Source organism: Sphingomonas sp. CFBP 8760 (assembly GCF_014841615.1).
GTDB lineage: Bacteria > Pseudomonadota > Alphaproteobacteria > Sphingomonadales > Sphingomonadaceae > Sphingomonas.
This window is the reverse complement of the sequence record NZ_JACYUG010000010.1, coordinates 111225-129432: the sequence shown is the minus strand read 5'-3', so window position 1 is coordinate 129432 and position 18208 is coordinate 111225. Positions and strand designations below refer to the sequence as shown.

Genomic DNA, 18208 nt, shown 5'->3' with positions numbered 1-18208 from the left:
CTCGCCAGCGCCCTCAGGCTCTCCCTTCGACAGGCTCAGGACAGGCTTTACTATAACGATGACGATCCCCGCTGCACCTGGGCCGCCCTTAAAAGCCGGTTGACTGGGAATCCCGGAGGCCCCTCCCCCACCAGCACCCGGTGCCTGGGCCGGAAACTCATCACCCCACCCGGCGCCACGTCCGCCAGCACCGAAGATCGACGAACCGCCAATACCGCCAACGACGACATTGGGGGCAAGGGCGATACTCTCCGCACCCGTCTGACCCGCCGCGTTGACGACGTTTCCGCCGGTCGGAATGGCGGAAGCACCCGTGCCACCGAACAGGAATGGCGGGTTGAGCGCGGGACTGCCGTATCCAGGTGTACCGCCGGGTGCGATTACGATGCCGCCGAAACGGGATGTGCCGCCTGCTGATCCGGCATTGTTGCCACCGGCCGATGGAAGCCCCCCGGCGCCGATGGTGATTGCGACATCGGCAAAGCCGCTTGTCAAAAGCGCCTCGGCATACGCACCCGCCCCACCGCCGCTCGCGGCTGAGCCTTGTGACGACGAGGTAGCGGAACAACTCCCGCCGCTACCGCCGCCGCCAACAACCCGGACGATGATCTTGTTCGTGCCGGGCGTCGGCGTATAAGTGCCGTTGGTCGTGAACGTCTGCACGCCTACCAACCCACCGCCCTGCGTGGCGGCAGCACCGCCGTTCAGGCGTTCGTCGGTGATGGCGGTGCTGGTGATCGCCGTGACGCGCGGGTACTTCGATCACCGAGCCGGATCGAAAGGCGGCACCGGCCGCCACAAGCAGCGTCATGCCAGGGGGTGTGGTTTCGCTGACCGCGAATTGAGCCGCGACCCGGCCCAGTATTGCAATATCGCCACCCAATCGGGAGAAATATGACTTAAGATAATCGGCATAGGGCAGCAAAGATTGATAGGAATAGGTCGTCATGTACTTTTCCTTCCCGGGTTGAAGAACCGAGAAGCCTCATTCAGCGCATGAAATCTTACATTACAAAAACAAAATGTGAACAAACGCTAATCTAGTGGATTGATCGGGACGGAAGAGTCCTGCTGTTGATTCCGTAGACCGCATCGGTGTGGGATAGTGCGGGATGCGTAGTGGGATCAGCATTGCCGTCACGGCATCGGACAGAGAGCGGCTCGAGGCGCTGGTGGTGGCGCGTGGTTCACCGCAGAAGCATGTGTGGCGGGCGCGGATCGTCCTGCTGAGCGAGGATGGTCTGGGCACGGTCGCGATCATGGCGGCGACGGGCAAGTCGAAGACCTGCGTGTGGCGCTGGCAAGAGCGGTTCATGGCCGAGGGCGTCGATGGCCTGCTGCGCGACAAGACGCGACCGCCGGGGATCGCGCCGCTCAAGCCCACGCTGGTCGACAGGGTCGTGGCGTTGACGCTGGAGCCGCCTGGGCACGAGGCGACGCACTGGACGGTGCGCGCCATGGCAAAGGCGGTTGGTATCGCGGCCTCCTCGGTGGTAAAGATCTGGCACGACCATGGCCTGGCGCCGCACCGCTGGCGCAGTTTCAAGCTGTCCAACGACCGGGCGTTCGCCGAGAAGCTGCACGATGTGGTCGGCCTGTACGTCTCGCCGCCTGCCCATGCGATCGTGCTGTCAGTGGACGAGAAGAGCCAGATCCAGGCGCTCGACCGCACGCAACCCGGGCTACCGCTCAAGCGCGGCCGGAGCGCGACCATGACCCACGACTACAAGCGTAACGGCACCACGACGCTGTTCGCCGCCCTGAACGTCCTCGATGGCTCGGTGATCGGGCGCAACATGCAGCGTCACCGCCATCAGGAGTTCATCCGCTTCCTCAACGCCCTCGAGGCCGAGCTGCCGCAGGACAAGGCCGTCCACGTCATTCTGGATAACTACGCGACCCATAAACAGCCCAGGGTCCGCGCCTGGCTGGACCACCATCCGCGCTGGACGTTTCACTTCGTGCCGACGTCATGTTCGTGGCTGAACGCGGTCGAGGGGTTCTTCGCCAAACTGACCCGTCGCCGCCTGAAGAACGGGGTCTTCCACTCCGTCGTCGATCTTCAGGCCGCCATCAACCGCTTCATCAAGGAGCATAATCAGCAGCCTCGACCCTTCGTCTGGCGCGCCAATCCCGATGAAGTCAGCGCCGCAGTCAGACGTGGGCACCAAACGTTGGAATCAATCCACTAGTGGCAGACGGCATCCCCCGCCACTTCACCGAGCAGCGCCCACAGGCCGTCGGTCGCCATCGGCAGCACCGGCGTCACGCGCGGGGCGGCGTGGAGCAGGCCCTTCATCAGGTCGGCGATGCGGCCGATTGCCAGCCCGGTGCCATCGGTGATCGCGCAGAGGCCGCGCACATCGACATCCATCCAGGCCCACGCGGTGAGACGATCGTGGAGCGCGTCGGCGGCGAGGCACAGGGCTTCCAGCGCGGGGCCGGTCAGCGGGCTTTCGCATACCGCGCGGACATGATTGTCGCATGGCGACAGCGCGGCGTTCCAGATCATCAGCGGCCAGCCGGTCTGCCAGCCGTCGCTGGGCAGCGACACCGCCATGAGCGGTGCGTCGTGCAGCATCAGCAGGCCGCCACCGATCAGCGCGATGTCGCTTGCCGCCTCGGCGAACAGGCTATCCGTGATCGGCAGCGTGCGGCATGCCGGTATTTCCATCATGCTGGCCGTCGTCATCCGCTGTCTCCCGTACTGTCCTTATAGTAGGACGAGAAACGGAGTCGCGGGCGGGTTCGTCAACTTTTCGTGAAGATCGGCAATTTTTTCCTACCTGCCGGATTCAGCCTGCCACTGCCACCGTAGCGGCCTGGCGACGCCAGCGCGACGGGGCCGGCGCGGTCAGCACCTCGGCGAAGCGCGGCGCGCGCTCGGCCATGTCGGCCATCGCCGCAGTGGCGCGCTTGGCGACCTGACGCAGCCGCTCGCGGGCCGCCTCGTCGACCACTGCCGTGGTGTCCACCTCGACATCGTCGGACAGTCGGCGGATCAGGGCCTCGCGGTGCAACGCGATCTTTTCCTCGACGGCGGCCAGTTCGGCGGCATCGACGGGATAAAGCGCCGCCTTGAGCCGGGGCACGGAAGGATCGACCGGACGCTCGGCAGTCTTGCTGCGTGCCTTGCGCTGCAACTGCTCGGTGCCGGCGATGCGTAGCTGATCGACATATTCCTCGATCAGCTTGGTGCGGGTGATCGCGGCCATGTAGCTCGATGCGCCCGCCTCGGTCAGTTCCAGCGCCTGCTCGTCGACGATGGTCGACTCCAGCGAGCTTTCCTCGCCATCGGCACCGGCGATGCCGGCATGGAGCGAGACGGTGGTCGCGGCGACCTTCTTGGCCGACTGGCGCTGGTCGGTCATCAGGCGGAAACGCAGCGCCTGCAATTCGCCGCGCAGCTGCCAGTTCACGAAGGTGGTGAACTGCGCCTTGGCGGGATCATAGGCCAGGATCGCGCGATGCACGCCGATCGCGCAGCACTGCTCCGCATCGTCCCAGTGCGCGACCAGACCGTACTGGCGGATGAAGTGGCGGATGCGCGGAGCGATCAGCTTCAGGATCTGCGCAAAGGCGCGATCCGATTCGACGCGCTGCCGGTTGGTCTGCCGTGCGCCCTCTGGGGGAGTGTTGCCGATCACGGCCGTGACCGCGGCTTCCAGAGCGGCAGTGATTTTCGACATCGAACATTCCCTCGAATCTCGGGGCGGGCTTTCCCGCCGGACAAGGGCAATTTCGGCTCAAATGGTTAACATCCGGTTTTCGGTTCTAACCGCCTGATTTATTTTGCTTCCCGGACGGATGCCATTTCCGGGCGCCGATTCGGCTTAACCGAATCGTTCGGGGCTGAATTTGCGGTCGAGATAACCCATCAGCCAGGTGCGATGCGCCGCCCGCGCACCACCCGCCGCTTCGATCCGCCGCTCGCTGCCGGTGGTGCCGACCTGCGCGTTGAGCAGGACGCGCGCGCGCGATTCGGGCAGGCCGCCGCGCATGAAGCGAATCGCGTCGCCCAACCCCAGGTGATGGCCGAGATAGGCCAACTGGGCGGTGTTGCCGCCGGTATCCCGATCGGTCACGCCGGCGCGCGCCAGCCCGTCGATGTTGCGGCGGGCATAATCCGCGACGCTGTTGATCGAGGCGGCGGGGTCGTAGCGCAGCGCCAGCAAGGCACTGCGCGCGCCGGCCGCCACCTTGCCATGCGCATCGAGCCAGCCGTTGCCCCGCGCCTGCTGGTTCAGCCAAGTGCCCGGAATCTCGGCCATGCCCTGCCATGTCCCGGCAAGGAACTGGCCCAGTCCGGCGGCGCTGGACCGCGGGTTGCGCGACCAGGTCTGCCAGCTGCCGTCGGCGGATCGCCCCGCCTCGGCATCGACGATCGCCGCCAGTGCCGCCGGAGACAGGCCGGTACGTTCCGCTGCGGCGTCGATCACCCCGGCATAACGCGCGTTCGGCCCCAGCCCGGTCACGGGCGCATCGTTGCGCGATGGCGGGGCGACCCCCGCCGCCGCTACCTGCGCCCCGGTGGTGGCGCGCGGCGCGGTGGGGGTGGCGGGGGCATCGGGTTTCAGCAGCGCGAGCAACGTGTCGAGCGACGAACGCTCCTCCGCCGCCCCCGGCAACTGCGCCCGGGTGACGGTATCGCCGTCACCCGCGCCGTCGCCATTGCCCAGCGCCGCCTGCCACAGCCGGCGCGACATATCGGCCTGCACCTCGCCATAGATCAGGCGGGCACGCTGCGCAGGCGGCAGCGACTGGAGCGCGAGCCGGTCGATCATGATGCGAGCCGGGCCGTGACCGGCCGACGTCGCCGCAGCCGCACCAGCCGCGAGGCGGCGATATCATCGAGCGCGGCCTGTTCGGCAGCGGCGGCGGCGCGTTCCGCCTCCTGTCGATATCGTGCGGCGGCGTTGCCGATCGCAGTACGCGCGCCGTAACATTCGATCGCTCGCTCGCGCAGTGTCTCGACCCGTTCGTTCGCCGCCTCGCAAGCCGTGGCCAGTTGCGCGCGCCGTTCACGGGCACAGACGAAGAACCGCTCCGCCGCCAGACTGCTATCGCCGGCCACCGCCGCCCTTTCGCGCGCCATCGTATCGCGCAGCGACGCCGCGGCGTCCTCGATCTGTCGAAGCTCGTCCAGCGCCGCGCCGATCGCGGTGCGGACCTCGTCCAGCTCGCGTTCGGCGACGCGCAACGGGGCGTCATAGGGCGTCTTCATGCCGCCCTGCCCATCGGGGGAGCGTCCATGGATGCGGCGGGCTCCATCAGCCCGGCCAGCGTGTCGAACGTGGCACCGGCATACCCGCGATCGCCCTTGCCCTGCGTCAGCAGCTTCTCGATATCCGGCGCGATGCGGATCGCTTCGTCCACCTCCGCGCTGGAACCGGGCTTATAGGCACCCAGCCGCACCATCTCCTCCATGTCGCCATGCGTCGACAGGATGCGCCGCGCGGCGAGGCGGATCGCGTTCTCTTCCGCCGAATGACAATGCGGCAGCGTGCGCGACACCGATTTCAGGATGTCGATCGCGGGATAACGACCCCGCTCGGCGATCTTGCGGGTGATGACGACGTGGCCGTCGAGGATGCCGCGCACGGCATCGGCGACCGGTTCGTTATGATCGTCGCCATCGACCAGCACCGTGAACAGGCCGGTGATCGACCCCTGCCCCGCCGCGCCCGGACCGGCGCGTTCCAGCAACCGTGGCAGTTCGGCGAAGACGGTCGGCGTATAGCCCTTGGTCGCGGGCGGCTCGCCCGAGGCCAGGCCGATCTCGCGCTGCGCCATCGCGAAGCGGGTGACCGAATCCATCAGGCACAGCACGTTCAGCCCCTGATCGCGAAAGTGTTCGGCGATCGCCAGCGTGGTCCACGCCGCCTGCCGCCGCATCAGCGCCGGCTCGTCCGAGGTGGCGACGACGACGACGCTGCGCGCCAGTCCTTCGGGCCCCAGATCGTCCTCGACGAATTCCTGCACCTCGCGGCCGCGCTCGCCGATCAGGCCGATCACCGCGACATCGCATTTGGTCCAGCGTGCCAGCATCGACAGCAGCACCGACTTGCCGACGCCGGAACCCGCGAACAGGCCGAGCCGCTGGCCACGGCACAGCGGCACGAACACGTCGAGCGCGCGCACCCCCGTCTCCACCCGTTCGCCGACGCGCGACCGGGTGGCGGCCAGCGGCGGATTGGCGCGGATCGGGCGGGCGAGATTGCCCGATGCCAATGCCCCGCCCCCGTCGACCGGGCGACCGAGACCGTCGACCATCCGGCCGAGCCACGCGTCGCACGGCCGCACCGCGAACTGCCCCGCGGCAACCACGGCGTGATTGCCCGCAGCCAGCCCCTGTGCCTCGCTGAACGGCAGGCATTGCGCCAGCCCGGCATCGAGCCCGGTCACCTCCGCCTCGATCATGCCCTTGCCGGTGCTGATTCGGATGCGCGAGCCGATCTGCGCGGCGCCCGCCAGCCCGTCGACCTCGATCAGCGCGCCGCGCGCGGCGACCACCCGGCCATAACGTTCCTCGGTCGGGGTGTCGCGCAGCGTGGCGGCGGCGGCCCGAAAGAGGTCGACGGCCGCCGTCACGCCGCCTCGCCGGCCAGCCGGTCGAAGGCCGCAGCCTCGTAGGTCATCAGCTGGCGGCAGACGCCCAGCGCGCGATAATAATCGCCGAGCGCCGCCAGCCGCGCGAATTCAAGACAGGCCATGCGTGCCTCGTCGGTGCGGAACACGCTCATCAGGTCACCCAGCAGCCCGACAACCTGCTGCTGGTGGTCCGATCGGCCGCTCTCGTCGATATAGGCCATCATGCAGGTGAAATAGAGGCGCCGGGCCGGCGTATTGGCCTCGTCGGCCTGCATCACCTCACGACCGCGCAGCAGCGCGACATGGTTCTCGATCATCAGTTCGACACGGCCACTGGCGCGCATCACCGCGCCGTTTACGATCATCTTCTCACCGTCGCGCAGCGAAATCCGCAGGGTCATCGCATCATCATCCTAAACAGCTATCGGCTCTCTAATAGGATCGCCGGATCGGTCGCGGTCGGGCCACCCGGCAGAAATTGCCGCCTTCCCCGGGTCTGGCGCTTCCCCGACGATTATCTGACCCGGCTCCGACCGGCGGCGGGCACCGCCACCTATAAAACATCCAAACCGGTCATGGGCCGGCCCCATCCACGGGAGATGTCGAGTGAGCTTGTATTCCGCGCTGTTTTCCGGCGTATCCGGTCTTAAGGCCGAAGCCGCCGCGATGGCCACGGTCGGCGACAATATCGCCAATATCAATACGGTCGGGTACAAGAACGTCGACACGCAGTTCAGTACGATGGTGGCGGACGGCAAGACCGGTCCGAACTATGTCGCTGGCGGCGTCAATGCCGCACCCCGCGCCCTGATCTCGCAGCAGGGCCAGCTCCAGGCATCGAGCAGTTCGACCGATCTCGGCATCGATGGTCAGGGCTTCTTCGTCACCCGGTCGGGCAAGGGCGCGGACTCGTCCGTCGCGCTGACCCGCGCAGGATCGTTCACGCCGGACAAGGAAGGCTATCTGCGCAATTCGGCCGGCCTGTATCTGCAGGGCTGGCGCCTCGATACGCAGGGCAACTACAACAACACCGGCTCGGTCGCGGGACTGGAGCCGATCCGGCTCAACGATCTGACCGGCACCGCCGCTTCCACCTCGTCGCTGACGCTGCGCGCCAACCTGAAGTCGACCGCCACTACCTTCGCCGGCACCTATGCCGCAGGTAACATGGCTACCGGCGCCGTCGCCCCCACCTGGTCGCGTTCGTTCGATATCTACGATGCGCAGGGCGGATCGCACCAGATGACGATGGGCTATCTGAAGACCGGACCGAACACCTGGCAAGCCGAAATCTACATGCAGCCCCCCGGCGATGTCTCCGCCTCGAACAACGTCGCGATCACCAACGGCCTGATGCAGAGCGGCACGATCAAGTTCAATCCGGACGGCAGCCTCGACAAGACGAACAGTACTGCGGCGCTGTTCGATCCGGTCGTGCCGACCTGGACCAACGGCGCCGGCGCGCAGCCGATCGTCCTCAGCCTCGGCAGTGACGGCAAGCTCGACGGACTGACCCAGTTCAACACCGACTCCTCGGCCATCAACTATACCGTCAACGGCGGCAAGCTGGGCAACGTCGCCTCGGTGCAGGTGTCCGACACCGGCAAGGTCAGCGCGGTGTTCGACGACGGCACCAGCCGCACCGTGTTCCAGCTGCCGGTCGCGACCGTGCCCAATCCCAACGCGCTGACCCGCGTATCGGGCAATGCCTTCGCCGTGTCGGACGAGTCGGGCTCCTATGCGATCAACGCACCCGGTTCGCTCGGCGCGGGGGCAATCCAGGCTTTCAAGCTGGAAGCCTCGACGTCCGACCTGGCGCAGGAATTCACCAACATGATCCGCTTCCAGCGCGCGTACAGCGCCGCCTCGAAGATCATCACGACGGTGGACGACATGCTCCAGGAAGTCAGCAACCTGAAGCGTTGATCGGCAGTTAGGAGAATACGGCGGTGTCCCTCGGCGAGATCCTCAATTCGGCCCTGTCGGGGCTGGGCGCGGCGCAGGCCAGCATGCGCACGGTCTCGAACAACATCGCCAACGTCAACACGCCCGGTTACGCGCGCGAGAAGACGAACCTGTCGACCGATACCGCCGCCGGGCGCGTCAGCGGCGTGACGGTGGGCGAGCCGAGCCGCGTCGCCGACCAGTTCCTGGAGGCGACCGTCTTCACCCGCGCCGGCGCCGCCGGCGCGGCGGAAACCGAGTCGGTCTATCTGGACCGGCTCCAGTCGTTCCTTGGCACCACGGGTGCGGAGGCGGGTCTGCCGTCGCGGCTCGACGCGGTCGCCGCCTCCGCCACCACCATGACCGGCGCGGCCGGCGGGACGCAGACCAATGCCGCCTTCATCGGCGATGTCGGTGATGCGATCCGCTCGGTCCAGCAACTGGCCAACGACGTGTCAGGACTGCGCAGCGACGTGGAAGGCGAGGTGGGCGACACCGTCACCCGCATCAATTCGTTGCTCCGCCAGGTACACGAACTCAACGAAACCGTCTCCCGTTCGGAAGGACTGGGCCGCAGTTCCGCCGGCGCCGCCGACCAGCGCAACGCCGCGGTCGAGGAACTGGGCGGGCTGATCGGCATCGTCTCGCGTCAGCAGCCCGACGGCCGGCTGACGATCGACACCACCGCCGGCGTCCAGCTGGTCGATCGCCGCCTGCGCCAATTGTCCTATCCGTCGAACGGCGCGGGCAGTTCGCAGACGCTCTATCCCCCGGTCGAGCTACGTTTCGCCGATAGCGATGGCACTGTGGGCGCCGCCACGGGCGAGCGGATCGACGCCGCGGCCGGCGGCAAGCTGGGGGGGCTGATCAGCCTGCGCGATGCGGAACTGCCGGCTTTTTCGGAAAAACTGAACACGTTGTACGACGGCCTTGCCCGGTCGCTGAACGCGGCATCGAATGCCGGCACCACCTCCCCCGCCCCGGCCATCCTGGAGGGGACACGCACGCCGCTGCTCGAAACCGACCGGCTCGGCTTTTCGGGCGCGGCGACCTTTGCGGTCACCGCGCGGGACGGCACCGTGGTGAAGAGCGTCGCGATCGACTTCGATGCGTTGGGCAGCGGCGCGACCATCGCCACGGCGCTGGGCGCGATCAACGCCGGACTGGGCGCCGCCGCCACCGCCAGCTTCGCCGACGGCAAGCTGACGATCGCGGCCGCGAGCAGCGGCGACGGCGTGGTCGTGGCACAGGATGCCGGCGCCCCCAGCAACCGCGCCGGGGCGGGCTTCTCGCAGTTCTTCGGCCTCAACGATCTGGTCCGCAGCGACGGGGCCATGCTGACCCCGGCGGGCTTGAAGGGTACCGATCCGCACGGCTTCACGGCGGGTCAGGGGACCGAATTCGCGCTGCGCGACACGTCCGGCCGGATGGTCGCCACCTATTCGCTCAAGATCACCGCATCGACCGGTTCCGGCTTCGACGCCCTCGTCGCCGACCTCAATACCAGCCCGATGGCCGCCTATGGCAGCTTCGCGCTCGACGACATGGGCCGGATCGGCTTTTCGGCGAAACCGTCCGCCGCCGGCAGCACGCTGTCGGTACTGTCGGACACCACCGATCGCGGCGGCACCGGCATCGGCCTGGCCACGATCACGGGGCTGAGCGGCGGCAATGCGCTGGCGACCGGCGAGGTGCGTCGCGACATCGCGAGCAATCCCGATGGCCTGCCCCTCGCCCGGTTGCAGACCGCGACGATCGGCCAGAAGGGGCTGGGCAGCGGCGACCGGCGCGGTGCCGCCGCGTTCGCGGACGCGCTGGGGGCCAAGGTCGATCTGGCCAGCGGCGTCACCTCGATATCGCGCTTCGCCAATGCGCTGCTCGGCGATACCGGCACCGCCGCCGCCCGCGCCCAGGACCGCACGATCGAGGCGACCGCGCGCCGCGACGACGCCATCGCGCGACGCGACAATTATTCGGGTGTCAGCATCGACGAGGAACTGTCGCAGATGGTGGTCCTCCAGAACAGCTATGCCGCCTCGGCCCGCGTGATGAGCGCGGCGACCGCGATGTACGACACCTTGCTTCAACTCGGACGATAGGAACCACCATGATCCGCGTCGCCACCATTCCCCTCCAGCGTACGCTGTCCTCCGGCATCCAGCAGGCGCAGCAGCGGCTGGCGGACACGCAGTTGCAGCTCAATTCGGGCAAGAAGGCCAACGACCTCGCCGGCCTCGGCATCGATGCCGGCCGCACGCTGTCGGCGCGCAGCCTGCGCTCCGCGCAGGACGCGCAGTCCTCCTCCGCCAAGCGGCTGGGCACCACGCTGTCGCTCTACGACGCCAACATCTCCAACATCGACGAATCCGCCGCAGACCTGCGCCAGAAGCTGATGACCGTGATCGGCACCGGCCAGACCGCCGGCCTGCAGGGTGCGATCGAGGGGGCGTTCGACCAGTTCCGTGCCGCATTGAACGCGACCGACGGCAGCGGCCCCCTGTTCGCCGGGGCGCAGACCGACGCGACGCCGTTCAAGCCCCAGACGCTGTCCGAGACGGTCGGCCTGACCCCCGCCACCGCGTTCGGCAACGACGACGTCCGTGCCTCCGCCCGGATCGGCGACGGTGTCGACATGACCTACGGCGTCGGTGCGCGCGAACTGGGATCGGGGCTGTTGTCGGCGTTCCAGACGCTGGCGGGCGCCGGGACGATCGGCGACACGCTGACCCCCGGCCAGATCGATGCGCTGAAGACCGCGCTGGGCCAGATCGATTCCGCCCTGCCCCAGGTCCGCGCCATCAACGCCGAAAACGGCCGCAAGCAGACGGAGGCGGAGACGCTGGCGACCCGCGGCGAGGAACGGTCGGACCTGCTCACCAGCCTGATCTCCGATGCCGAGGATGCCGATTATGGCGAGATCGCGATGCAACTGACGCAGCAGCAGACGGTGTTGAAAGCCAGCTATTCGGTCTTCACGCAGCTCAGCGAGCTCAGCCTGACCCAATATCTGCGATAGGGCGTCTGGACGATCCGGCGGGAAGACGGCACGGTCCTGCCCGAAGAATTTCCGGGAGAAGACCATGCTCGACCGCCGCGACCTGTGCGTCGCCCTTGCCGCGACCGCCGTGGCGGGGCCGGCCCTCGCGGCGCGCGGCGGCCGGTGCTTCGCCTTCACCTATTTCGCCAATGCCGACAATGGCGGCGCCGGGATGCGGCTGGCGATTAGCGACGATGGCTTCACCTATCGTCCGGTGCGCGGCGGGGTGCCGATGCTGGTGCCGCAGGTCGGCGAGAACCGGCTGATGCGCGACCCGTGCGTGGCGCTCGATCCCCGTACCGGTCTGTACCACATGGTCTGGACGACGAGTTGGACCGGCGGGACGATCGGCCATGCGTCCTCGCGGGATCTGGTGACCTGGTCGGCGCAGCAGGCGGTGCCGGTGATGGCGGTGTTTCCTGGCACCCGCAACACCTGGGCTCCGGACATCCTGTACGATTCGGCACGGCGGCGCTTCACGATCGTCTGGGCCAGCACGCTGGGCGACAGCGCGGGCAAGGAAGGCGATCACCGCCTCTATGCCACCGACACCACCGATTTCCACCGCTTCTCGCCGACCCGGCTATTCTACGATCCGGGTTTCAGCGTGATCGACGCCACCTTCCTTAACCGTGGCGGCCGGACGATCATGTTCGTGAAGGACGAGCGCAAGGAGCCGCTGCGCAAGGTGATCCAGTGGTGCGAGCTGTCGCCCGCGACCGGCCGGTTCGGACCGCTGTCGCCGCCGGTCACCCCCGCCTGGGCCGAGGGGCCGACTGCGATCGAGGTGGATGGCGAGACGGTGGTGTTCTTCGATCGCTATATCGACAAGAAATATGGCGCGATCGCCTCGCGCGATCTGGTGACGTGGCGCGACGTATCGGACCGGATCGTGATTCCCGCCGGGGCGAATCACGGCACGATCATCCCGATCGACCGCGCCCGCCACGCGGCGCTGGCCGCGCTCGGCTGATGGCGGCGCGGTGGGTGCGACGATTGCCTGGCCATGACCCAGTGCCTGGACGGCCCGCCACGTCCGGCGCCCGGACGGGAGGTGGATATCGCTGATCTGATCCGACCCGCCGGCCGCAGCCGGTGCCCGACACTGCTCGCGGGGCTGATCGTCCTGTTCGTGTTGGCGTGGGCGACGGTCGCTGCCGCATCTCCCGCGCTGCCGCCGGTACCCACGGCGCAGATCGGCGGCGTCGCCACCGAACTGACCGCGATCGACCGCGCGCTCGACACACGCGTCGATGACAAGGATCGCCAGCAGCTGCGCGCCCGTGCCGACGCCGCGCGTGCCACCGCCACCGCCGCGGCGACCGATCTGCAAGCCCAGTTCGACCTGATCGCAGCGCGGATCGCCCAGCTTGGCCCGGTCACGCCGGGCTCCCCCGAAACGCCGGAAATCGTGGCGGAACGCACCGACCTGTCACGCCAGCGCGCGGTACTCGATTCGGCGATCAAACGTGCACGCCTGCTGGCGATCGAGGGACAGCAGCTGGTCGAGGAGATTCAGCAGAGCCAGGCTAAACAGTTCAGCGCCCGCATCTCCTCCAAGGTCCCGTCGCCGGTAACGCCGGCCTTCTGGACAGCGGTGTTCCATGCCTTTCCCCGCGATGCGCGCCGTGCGGTGAATTTCGTGACGACGGGGGTACGCCAGATTGAGGCGGGGCTGCGTCGCGACCTGCCGTGGCAGGCGATACTGGGTCTGGTCGGCGGCTATCTGGTGCTGATGCCGGGGCGGCAGGCGGCAAGACGGCTTGGTCGCCGGCTGCTGATCGAGGAGGCGCCCGGCCAGCGCATCCGCCGGTCGGCCAATGCGATCTGGCGGGTGCTGGTCGGCACGCTGTCGCCAATTCTGGCGGGCGTGCTGGTGATGCAGGGGTTGCGGTGGTCGGAGCTGTCCCCGCCCGGCTGGGCCGACATGCTCGACGTGCTGGTCGGTGCGGCCGGGTTCACCGGGTTTGCGATCTCGATCTGCGGGTCGGTGCTGATGACCAGCCAGCCGTCATGGCGGATCGCGCCGATCGCCGATGCCGCGGCGATCCGGCTACGCCCATTCCCACCGCTGATCGGCGCATTATGCTTCGTCGTGATGGTCGTGCAGGGGTTCAACACGGCGATCGGGGCCAGCGATACGGCGCAGACCGCGACGGCCGCCTTTCTGACGCTGTTGTACCTGATGCTGATCGGCGGGGCGCTGCTGACGATCGGTCGACTGCGCGCGGAACAGACCACCGCCATGGAAGCCGCGGCGGGCGACGATGCGCCAGCCGCGGCGGCGCCGGTCCGCACCGGGCTGGGCATCGTCATGCTGGCGACATGGATCGCGCTAGCCGCGGCGCTGCTCGCGCTGCTGGTCGGCTATGTCCAGTTCGGGCTGCTGGTCGGGCAGTTCATCGTCTGGATCGTACTGCTCGGCAGTGCCGTCTATCTGCTAATGGTCGCGGTCGACGACATCGCCTCGACCGTGTTCGCGCGGGACAGCGGGGTCGGGCTGGCGCTGACGCATGGCTTTGGCCTGCGCGGCAGCACCATCGACCAGTTCGGCGTATTGCTGTCGGGCGTGTTGCGCATCCTGCTCGCGATCGTCGCGCTGGGTATGCTGGTGTCGCCGTTCGGGGCGGGCGACGGCGTCGGCACGTTGTTCGGGCGGCTGGGGGTGCTGGCGCAAGGGGTGAAGGTCGGCGGGATCACTATTTCGCCCGGCACGATCCTGCGCGGGATCATCGTGCTGTTCGTCGGACTGACGCTGCTGCGCGCCTTCATGGGCTGGCTGGAACACCGCTACCTGCCCGCCACCGACCTCGACGGCAACGGGCGCAATTCCGTCAGCCTGATCGCGCGTTATCTGGGTGTCGCGCTGGCGGTGATCTGGACGCTCGCGTCGCTGGGCATCGGGGTGGAACGGATCGCGCTGCTGCTGTCGGCGCTGTCGGTCGGCATCGGCTTCGGCCTGCAGGCGATCACGCAGAACTTCGTCTCCGGCCTGATCCTGCTGGCCGAACGCCCGATCAAGATTGGCGACCTGATCCGCGTCGGCACCGACGAGGGCGACGTGAAGCGGATCAGCGTCCGCTCGACCGAGATCGAACTGGGCGATCATTCGACGCTGATCGTGCCCAATTCCGAACTCATCACCAAATCGGTGCTCAACAAGACGCTGGGCAGCCCGCTGGGGCGCATCCAGATTCTGTTCTCCGTGCCGATCGGCACCGATGCGCCGCGCGTCCGCCGGATCGTTCTGGACGCCTTCGCGGCGGAGGAGGCGGTGCTGGCGGACCCCGCACCCAATGCGTTCGTCGACGGCATCGCCGACGGCCGCATCATGTTCAACTGCATGGCGCAGGTATCCTCGCCCCGGGCCGCCTATGGTGCGCGTAGCAACGTGCTGCTCGCGCTGCTCCACGCCTTGCGGCAGGAAGGAGTGGAAATCGGCACCGTCGCGCAGCGGCTGGAACTGATATCGCCGCCCAGCGCGATTACCCCCACCGGCAACAATCGTGATAGTGGTTCGCAATAGCGGTTGAATGCAGGGCAGACACCGGTTAGCGAGCGTTTCGTGACCGACACAATCGCCCCTGGCCCGGACCGTGCCCGCCCAACGACGGCCGCCACGCGGCCGAAACCGAAGCGCAAGTGGCGTGGCTGGTGGCTGAAGCAGTTGCACAGCTGGCACTGGATCAGCGCCGCCGTCTCGCTGGTCGGGATGCTGCTGTTCGCGGCCACCGGCATCACCTTGAACCATGCCGCCACGATCGGCGCGACGCCGGTGATGGCGGAAAAGACCGGCACCCTGCCGCCGCCGTTGCTGCGCATGCTGGCCCGGATGCCCGCTGCCGATGCGCCGCTGCCCCCCGCCGTGGCCACCCGGATCGCCACGGTGGTGGGCCTCGACCCCGCCGGCCGGCCGGGCGAATGGTCCGATACCGACGTCTATGTCGCATTGCCGCGCCCCGGTGGCGACGCATGGGTCAGCATCGACCGGGCCAGTGGCCGCATCACTGCGGAAACCACGGATCGCGGCTGGATCTCGTACCTCAACGACCTGCACAAGGGGCGCAATGCCGGCACCGCATGGAGCTGGTTCATCGACATCTTCGCCGGCGCCTGCATCCTGTTCACGCTGACCGGGCTGCTGCTGCTCCAGCTTCATGCGCGCCACCGTCCGCTGACCTGGCCGATGGTCGCGCTCGGCGTGGTCATTCCCGTCGTCCTGATCCTCGTCTTCCTCCACTGAAAGGGCCTGTCATGCGTCCATCCCGTTTCGCCCTGCTGGCCGGTGCCATCGGCGCCCCTGCCGCCGCCGGAACCGTCACCGTCACCATTCCCAGGCTCGACGTCGCCGAATATCATCGCCCCTATGTCGCGATCTGGCTGGAGCCGGCCGGGGGCGGTACGGCACGCACGCTGGGCGTCTGGTACGACGTGAAGAAGCGCGGCAACGAACCCGGCACCAAATGGCTGGCGGACCTGCGCGCCTGGTGGCGCAAGGGCGGACGGTCGATGGCGATGCCCGCCGACGGTGTCAGCGGCGCGACCCGCGCGCCCGGCCAGTACAGCATCCCCCTGCCCGCCGACCTGAAGCCCGGCCAATATATCCTGAACGTCGAGGCCGCCCGCGAAACCGGTGGTCGCGAACTGGTGTCGGTGCCGCTGTCCATCCCCAAGCCCACCGCCCGCGCCGCCGGCAAGGCCGAACTGGGCGCCGTCGCCGTTTCCCCCCGTTGATAAGGATCATCCGCATGTCGCCGTTCGTCCGTCGCCTGATCGCCGCCGCCGCGCTGGTTTCCGTTCCCGCCTTGGTTTCCGCGCATCGCGGCTGGCTGTTGCCGTCCGGCACCGTGTTTTCGGGGACGGACAGCTGGGTCACCGTCGATGCCGCGATATCGAACGACCTGTTCTTCTTCGATCACCAGCCGCTGCGGATCGAGCCAATGAAGGTCTGGCAGCCCGACGGCAGCGAAGGCCAGTTGCAGAACGGCGCGACCGGGCGTTACCGCTCCACCTTCGACGTGAAGCTCGACAAGCCGGGCACGTGGAAGATCGGTCTGGTCCAGAACGCGGTCATGGGCAGCTTCACGGCGGACGGCGTGGAGAAGCGGATCGGCCGGCGTGGCCCGCCCCGGCCGGGTGACGCGGCAGCGCTGACCGTCGCGGACATCCCGGCCAACGCCACCGACGTCAAGGTGGTCGAGATGTCGGGCCGCAACGAGATTTTCGTGACCGCCGGCGAGCCCACCACCAAGGTGTTCGCCACCACGGGCAAGGGGCTGGAATTCGTGCCCATCACCCATCCGGACGAACTGGTCGCGGGGCAGCCGGCCAGATTCCGTTTCCTGATCGACGGCAAGCCTGCCGCCGGCCTGAAGGCGACGGTGGTCCCCGGCGGCAAGCGGTATCGCGATGCGGAAGGGGCGCGGGAACTGGTTGCCGGGCCGGACGGCGTGGTGACGGTGACCTGGCCGACCGCCGGCATGTACTGGCTGAACGCGACCGCCACGGATGCCAAGCCCACCACCCCACGCGCGACCGAGCGGCGGATGAACTACACCACCACGCTGGAGGTGCTGACCCCCTGACACCGCCCGGTCCCGCCATGCGGATCGCCTTGCCCGCGATGATCGACCCCGCCGCCGTTGCCGACCGTGATCCGGCGGCGGCGATCGTCGACCTGAACGGGGAGACGATGGGCACGATGTGGCATGTCCGCCTCGCCGCACCGCGCGGCTTCGACGCCACCACCGTGCGGGGGGCGATCGACGTGCGGCTGGATGGCATCGTCGCGGAGATGAGCCATTGGGAGCCGGCCTCGCTGCTGTCGCGGTTCAACCGCGCCGCCGCCGGCCAATGGTGCGCGTTGCCCCCCGATTTCGCGACGGTGATGGCACAGGGGCTGGCGATCGCCGGAATTACCGATGGCGCGTTCGATCCGACGATCGGATCGGTGGTCGATCTGTGGGGTTTTGGCCCCCGACCTGTCGCCGCGCCGCCGACCTCGGCGGAGATCGAGGCGGCATTGGCGCGATCGGGCTGGCGGCGGCTGGCCTTCGAGGCGGGCACGCGGCGATTGCGCCAGCCCGGTGGCCTGTCACTCGACCTGTCGGGGATCGCGAAGGGCCATGCGGTCGACGCGGTCGCCGACCTGCTTCAGACACGTGGCATCCGTCATACGCTGGTCGAGATCGGGGGCGAACTCGCCGGGCATGGCCTTCGTCCCGATGGCGAGCCGTGGTGGGTGGATCTGGAAGCCCCCCCAGGTGCCGATATCCCGCCGCTCCGGATCGCGCTTCACGGCCTGTCGGTCGCGACATCGGGCAACTACCGGCGCGGCGACCACACGATCGATCCCCGCACCGGCCGCGCTGCCACCAGCGGCGTCATCGCCGCCAGTGTCATTCATTCATCAGCACTTTTTGCGGATGCATGGGCAACCGCCCTGACGGTGCTGGGTCCCGCGAAAGGTGCAGCGCTTGCCAGCCGGATGGGCATCGCCGCACGGATCGTCACTCATGACGATGCCGGTGTACGGGAAACGATGACCGCCCCGCTGGCAGCGATGCTGGCGGACTAGCGACACCTCACGAACGGCATGACCGCCGGTCCGCCATTGATCGCCGGACCAGCGGCACC

18 protein-coding genes are annotated in these 18208 nt (G+C 68.0%); 11 read left to right on the top strand and 7 right to left on the bottom strand.

Annotation, left to right across the window (positions count from 1 at the left end):
- Nucleotides 1–663 (bottom strand): glycine-rich domain-containing protein (locus IFT82_RS13650; RefSeq protein ID WP_446740972.1); only part of this gene is annotated, 663 nt, incomplete at its 3' end.
- A gap of 55 nt (nucleotides 664–718) precedes the next feature.
- Here IFT82_RS13650 and IFT82_RS13645 point away from each other — a divergent pair.
- A complete protein-coding gene (locus tag IFT82_RS13645) occupies nucleotides 719–898 on the top strand; it encodes a hypothetical protein (RefSeq protein WP_192127646.1) in 180 nt (59 codons plus the stop codon).
- Between the two features lie 214 nt (nucleotides 899–1112).
- Complete coding sequence (locus tag IFT82_RS13640; RefSeq protein ID WP_192127644.1) at nucleotides 1113–2192, top strand: IS630 family transposase; 1080 nt, start codon at nucleotides 1113–1115, stop codon at nucleotides 2190–2192.
- On the opposite strand, the gene IFT82_RS13635 is transcribed toward IFT82_RS13640, so the two are convergent.
- The 6 genes from IFT82_RS13635 to IFT82_RS13610 form a co-directional block, all read right to left on the bottom strand.
- Nucleotides 2189–2692 carry a hypothetical protein gene (locus IFT82_RS13635; RefSeq protein ID WP_192127642.1) on the bottom strand — a complete coding sequence of 168 codons (504 nt, stop codon included), beginning with the start codon at nucleotides 2690–2692 and terminating at the stop codon, nucleotides 2189–2191. The two genes, IFT82_RS13640 and IFT82_RS13635, sit on opposite strands and share 4 nt — an antisense overlap.
- A gap of 103 nt (nucleotides 2693–2795) precedes the next feature.
- Nucleotides 2796–3689 carry a sigma-70 family RNA polymerase sigma factor gene (locus IFT82_RS13630; protein WP_192127640.1) on the bottom strand — a complete coding sequence of 298 codons (894 nt, stop codon included), beginning with the start codon at nucleotides 3687–3689 and terminating at the stop codon, nucleotides 2796–2798.
- Between the two features lie 144 nt (nucleotides 3690–3833).
- Nucleotides 3834–4784, bottom strand: a complete 951-nt coding sequence (locus tag IFT82_RS13625; protein ID WP_192127638.1) for a peptidoglycan-binding protein — start codon at nucleotides 4782–4784, stop codon at nucleotides 3834–3836.
- Nucleotides 4781–5224, bottom strand: coding sequence for a flagellar FliJ family protein (locus tag IFT82_RS13620; protein ID WP_192127637.1), 444 nt, complete (start codon nucleotides 5222–5224; stop codon nucleotides 4781–4783). The genes IFT82_RS13625 and IFT82_RS13620 overlap by 4 nt, the downstream gene beginning before the upstream one ends.
- Nucleotides 5221–6591, bottom strand: coding sequence for a flagellar protein export ATPase FliI (gene fliI / locus IFT82_RS13615; protein ID WP_192127635.1), 1371 nt, complete (start codon nucleotides 6589–6591; stop codon nucleotides 5221–5223). Before fliI ends, IFT82_RS13620 begins: the two co-directional genes overlap by 4 nt.
- Nucleotides 6588–6992 (bottom strand): flagellar biosynthesis repressor FlbT, encoded by a 405-nt coding sequence (locus IFT82_RS13610; RefSeq protein WP_192127632.1) that lies wholly within the window; start codon nucleotides 6990–6992, stop codon nucleotides 6588–6590. The genes fliI and IFT82_RS13610 overlap by 4 nt, the downstream gene beginning before the upstream one ends.
- Nucleotides 6993–7197: 205 nt before the next feature.
- On the opposite strand from IFT82_RS13610, the gene IFT82_RS13605 reads away from it, so the two are divergent.
- The 9 genes from IFT82_RS13605 (at nucleotide 7198) to IFT82_RS13565 (ending at nucleotide 18149) form a co-directional block, all read left to right on the top strand.
- Nucleotides 7198–8517: a flagellar hook-basal body complex protein gene (locus IFT82_RS13605; protein ID WP_192127630.1), complete on the top strand. Its 1320-nt coding sequence runs from the start codon at nucleotides 7198–7200 to the stop codon at nucleotides 8515–8517.
- A gap of 23 nt (nucleotides 8518–8540) precedes the next feature.
- On the top strand, nucleotides 8541–10634 hold the full coding sequence (flgK, locus tag IFT82_RS13600; RefSeq protein WP_192127628.1) for a flagellar hook-associated protein FlgK: 2094 nt from the start codon (nucleotides 8541–8543) through the stop codon (nucleotides 10632–10634).
- Nucleotides 10635–10642: 8 nt separating this feature from the next.
- Nucleotides 10643–11551 (top strand): flagellin, encoded by a 909-nt coding sequence (locus IFT82_RS13595; protein ID WP_192127626.1) that lies wholly within the window; start codon nucleotides 10643–10645, stop codon nucleotides 11549–11551.
- Nucleotides 11552–11615: 64 nt separating this feature from the next.
- Nucleotides 11616–12545, top strand: coding sequence for a glycoside hydrolase family 43 protein (locus IFT82_RS13590; RefSeq protein WP_192127625.1), 930 nt, complete (start codon nucleotides 11616–11618; stop codon nucleotides 12543–12545).
- A gap of 81 nt (nucleotides 12546–12626) precedes the next feature.
- Nucleotides 12627–15098, top strand: a complete 2472-nt coding sequence (locus tag IFT82_RS13585; protein ID WP_342355115.1) for a DUF3772 domain-containing protein — start codon at nucleotides 12627–12629, stop codon at nucleotides 15096–15098.
- A 51-nt stretch (nucleotides 15099–15149) separates the two neighbouring features.
- Entirely contained in the window at nucleotides 15150–15815 is a 666-nt protein-coding gene (locus tag IFT82_RS13580; RefSeq protein ID WP_192127685.1) for a PepSY-associated TM helix domain-containing protein, read from the top strand.
- Between the two features lie 11 nt (nucleotides 15816–15826).
- Complete coding sequence (locus IFT82_RS13575; RefSeq protein WP_192127622.1) at nucleotides 15827–16306, top strand: DUF2271 domain-containing protein; 480 nt, start codon at nucleotides 15827–15829, stop codon at nucleotides 16304–16306.
- 14 nt (nucleotides 16307–16320) lie between these two features.
- A complete protein-coding gene (locus IFT82_RS13570; protein ID WP_192127621.1) occupies nucleotides 16321–17157 on the top strand; it encodes a DUF4198 domain-containing protein in 837 nt (278 codons plus the stop codon).
- A 38-nt stretch (nucleotides 17158–17195) separates the two neighbouring features.
- Nucleotides 17196–18149, top strand: coding sequence for an FAD:protein FMN transferase (locus IFT82_RS13565; protein WP_244646751.1), 954 nt, complete (start codon nucleotides 17196–17198; stop codon nucleotides 18147–18149).
- The last annotated feature ends 59 nt before the right edge of the window (nucleotides 18150–18208 follow it).

Bases quoted from the DNA above. Each gene is read 5' to 3' on its own strand.
- IFT82_RS13565 (WP_244646751.1), top strand. From the start codon at position 17,196: ATGATCGACCCCGCCGCCGTTGCCGACCGTGATCCGGCGGCGGCGATC.
- IFT82_RS13625 (WP_192127638.1), bottom strand. From the start codon at position 4,784: ATGATCGACCGGCTCGCGCTCCAGTCGCTGCCGCCTGCGCAGCGTGCC.
- IFT82_RS13630 (WP_192127640.1), bottom strand. From the start codon at position 3,689: ATGTCGAAAATCACTGCCGCTCTGGAAGCCGCGGTCACGGCCGTGATC.
- IFT82_RS13590 (WP_192127625.1), top strand. From the start codon at position 11,616: ATGCTCGACCGCCGCGACCTGTGCGTCGCCCTTGCCGCGACCGCCGTG.
- IFT82_RS13575 (WP_192127622.1), top strand. From the start codon at position 15,827: ATGCGTCCATCCCGTTTCGCCCTGCTGGCCGGTGCCATCGGCGCCCCT.
- IFT82_RS13620 (WP_192127637.1), bottom strand. From the start codon at position 5,224: ATGAAGACGCCCTATGACGCCCCGTTGCGCGTCGCCGAACGCGAGCTG.
- IFT82_RS13640 (WP_192127644.1), top strand. From the start codon at position 1,113: ATGCGTAGTGGGATCAGCATTGCCGTCACGGCATCGGACAGAGAGCGG.
- IFT82_RS13595 (WP_192127626.1), top strand. From the start codon at position 10,643: ATGATCCGCGTCGCCACCATTCCCCTCCAGCGTACGCTGTCCTCCGGC.
- IFT82_RS13570 (WP_192127621.1), top strand. From the start codon at position 16,321: ATGTCGCCGTTCGTCCGTCGCCTGATCGCCGCCGCCGCGCTGGTTTCC.
- IFT82_RS13610 (WP_192127632.1), bottom strand. From the start codon at position 6,992: ATGACCCTGCGGATTTCGCTGCGCGACGGTGAGAAGATGATCGTAAAC.
- IFT82_RS13635 (WP_192127642.1), bottom strand. From the start codon at position 2,692: ATGACGACGGCCAGCATGATGGAAATACCGGCATGCCGCACGCTGCCG.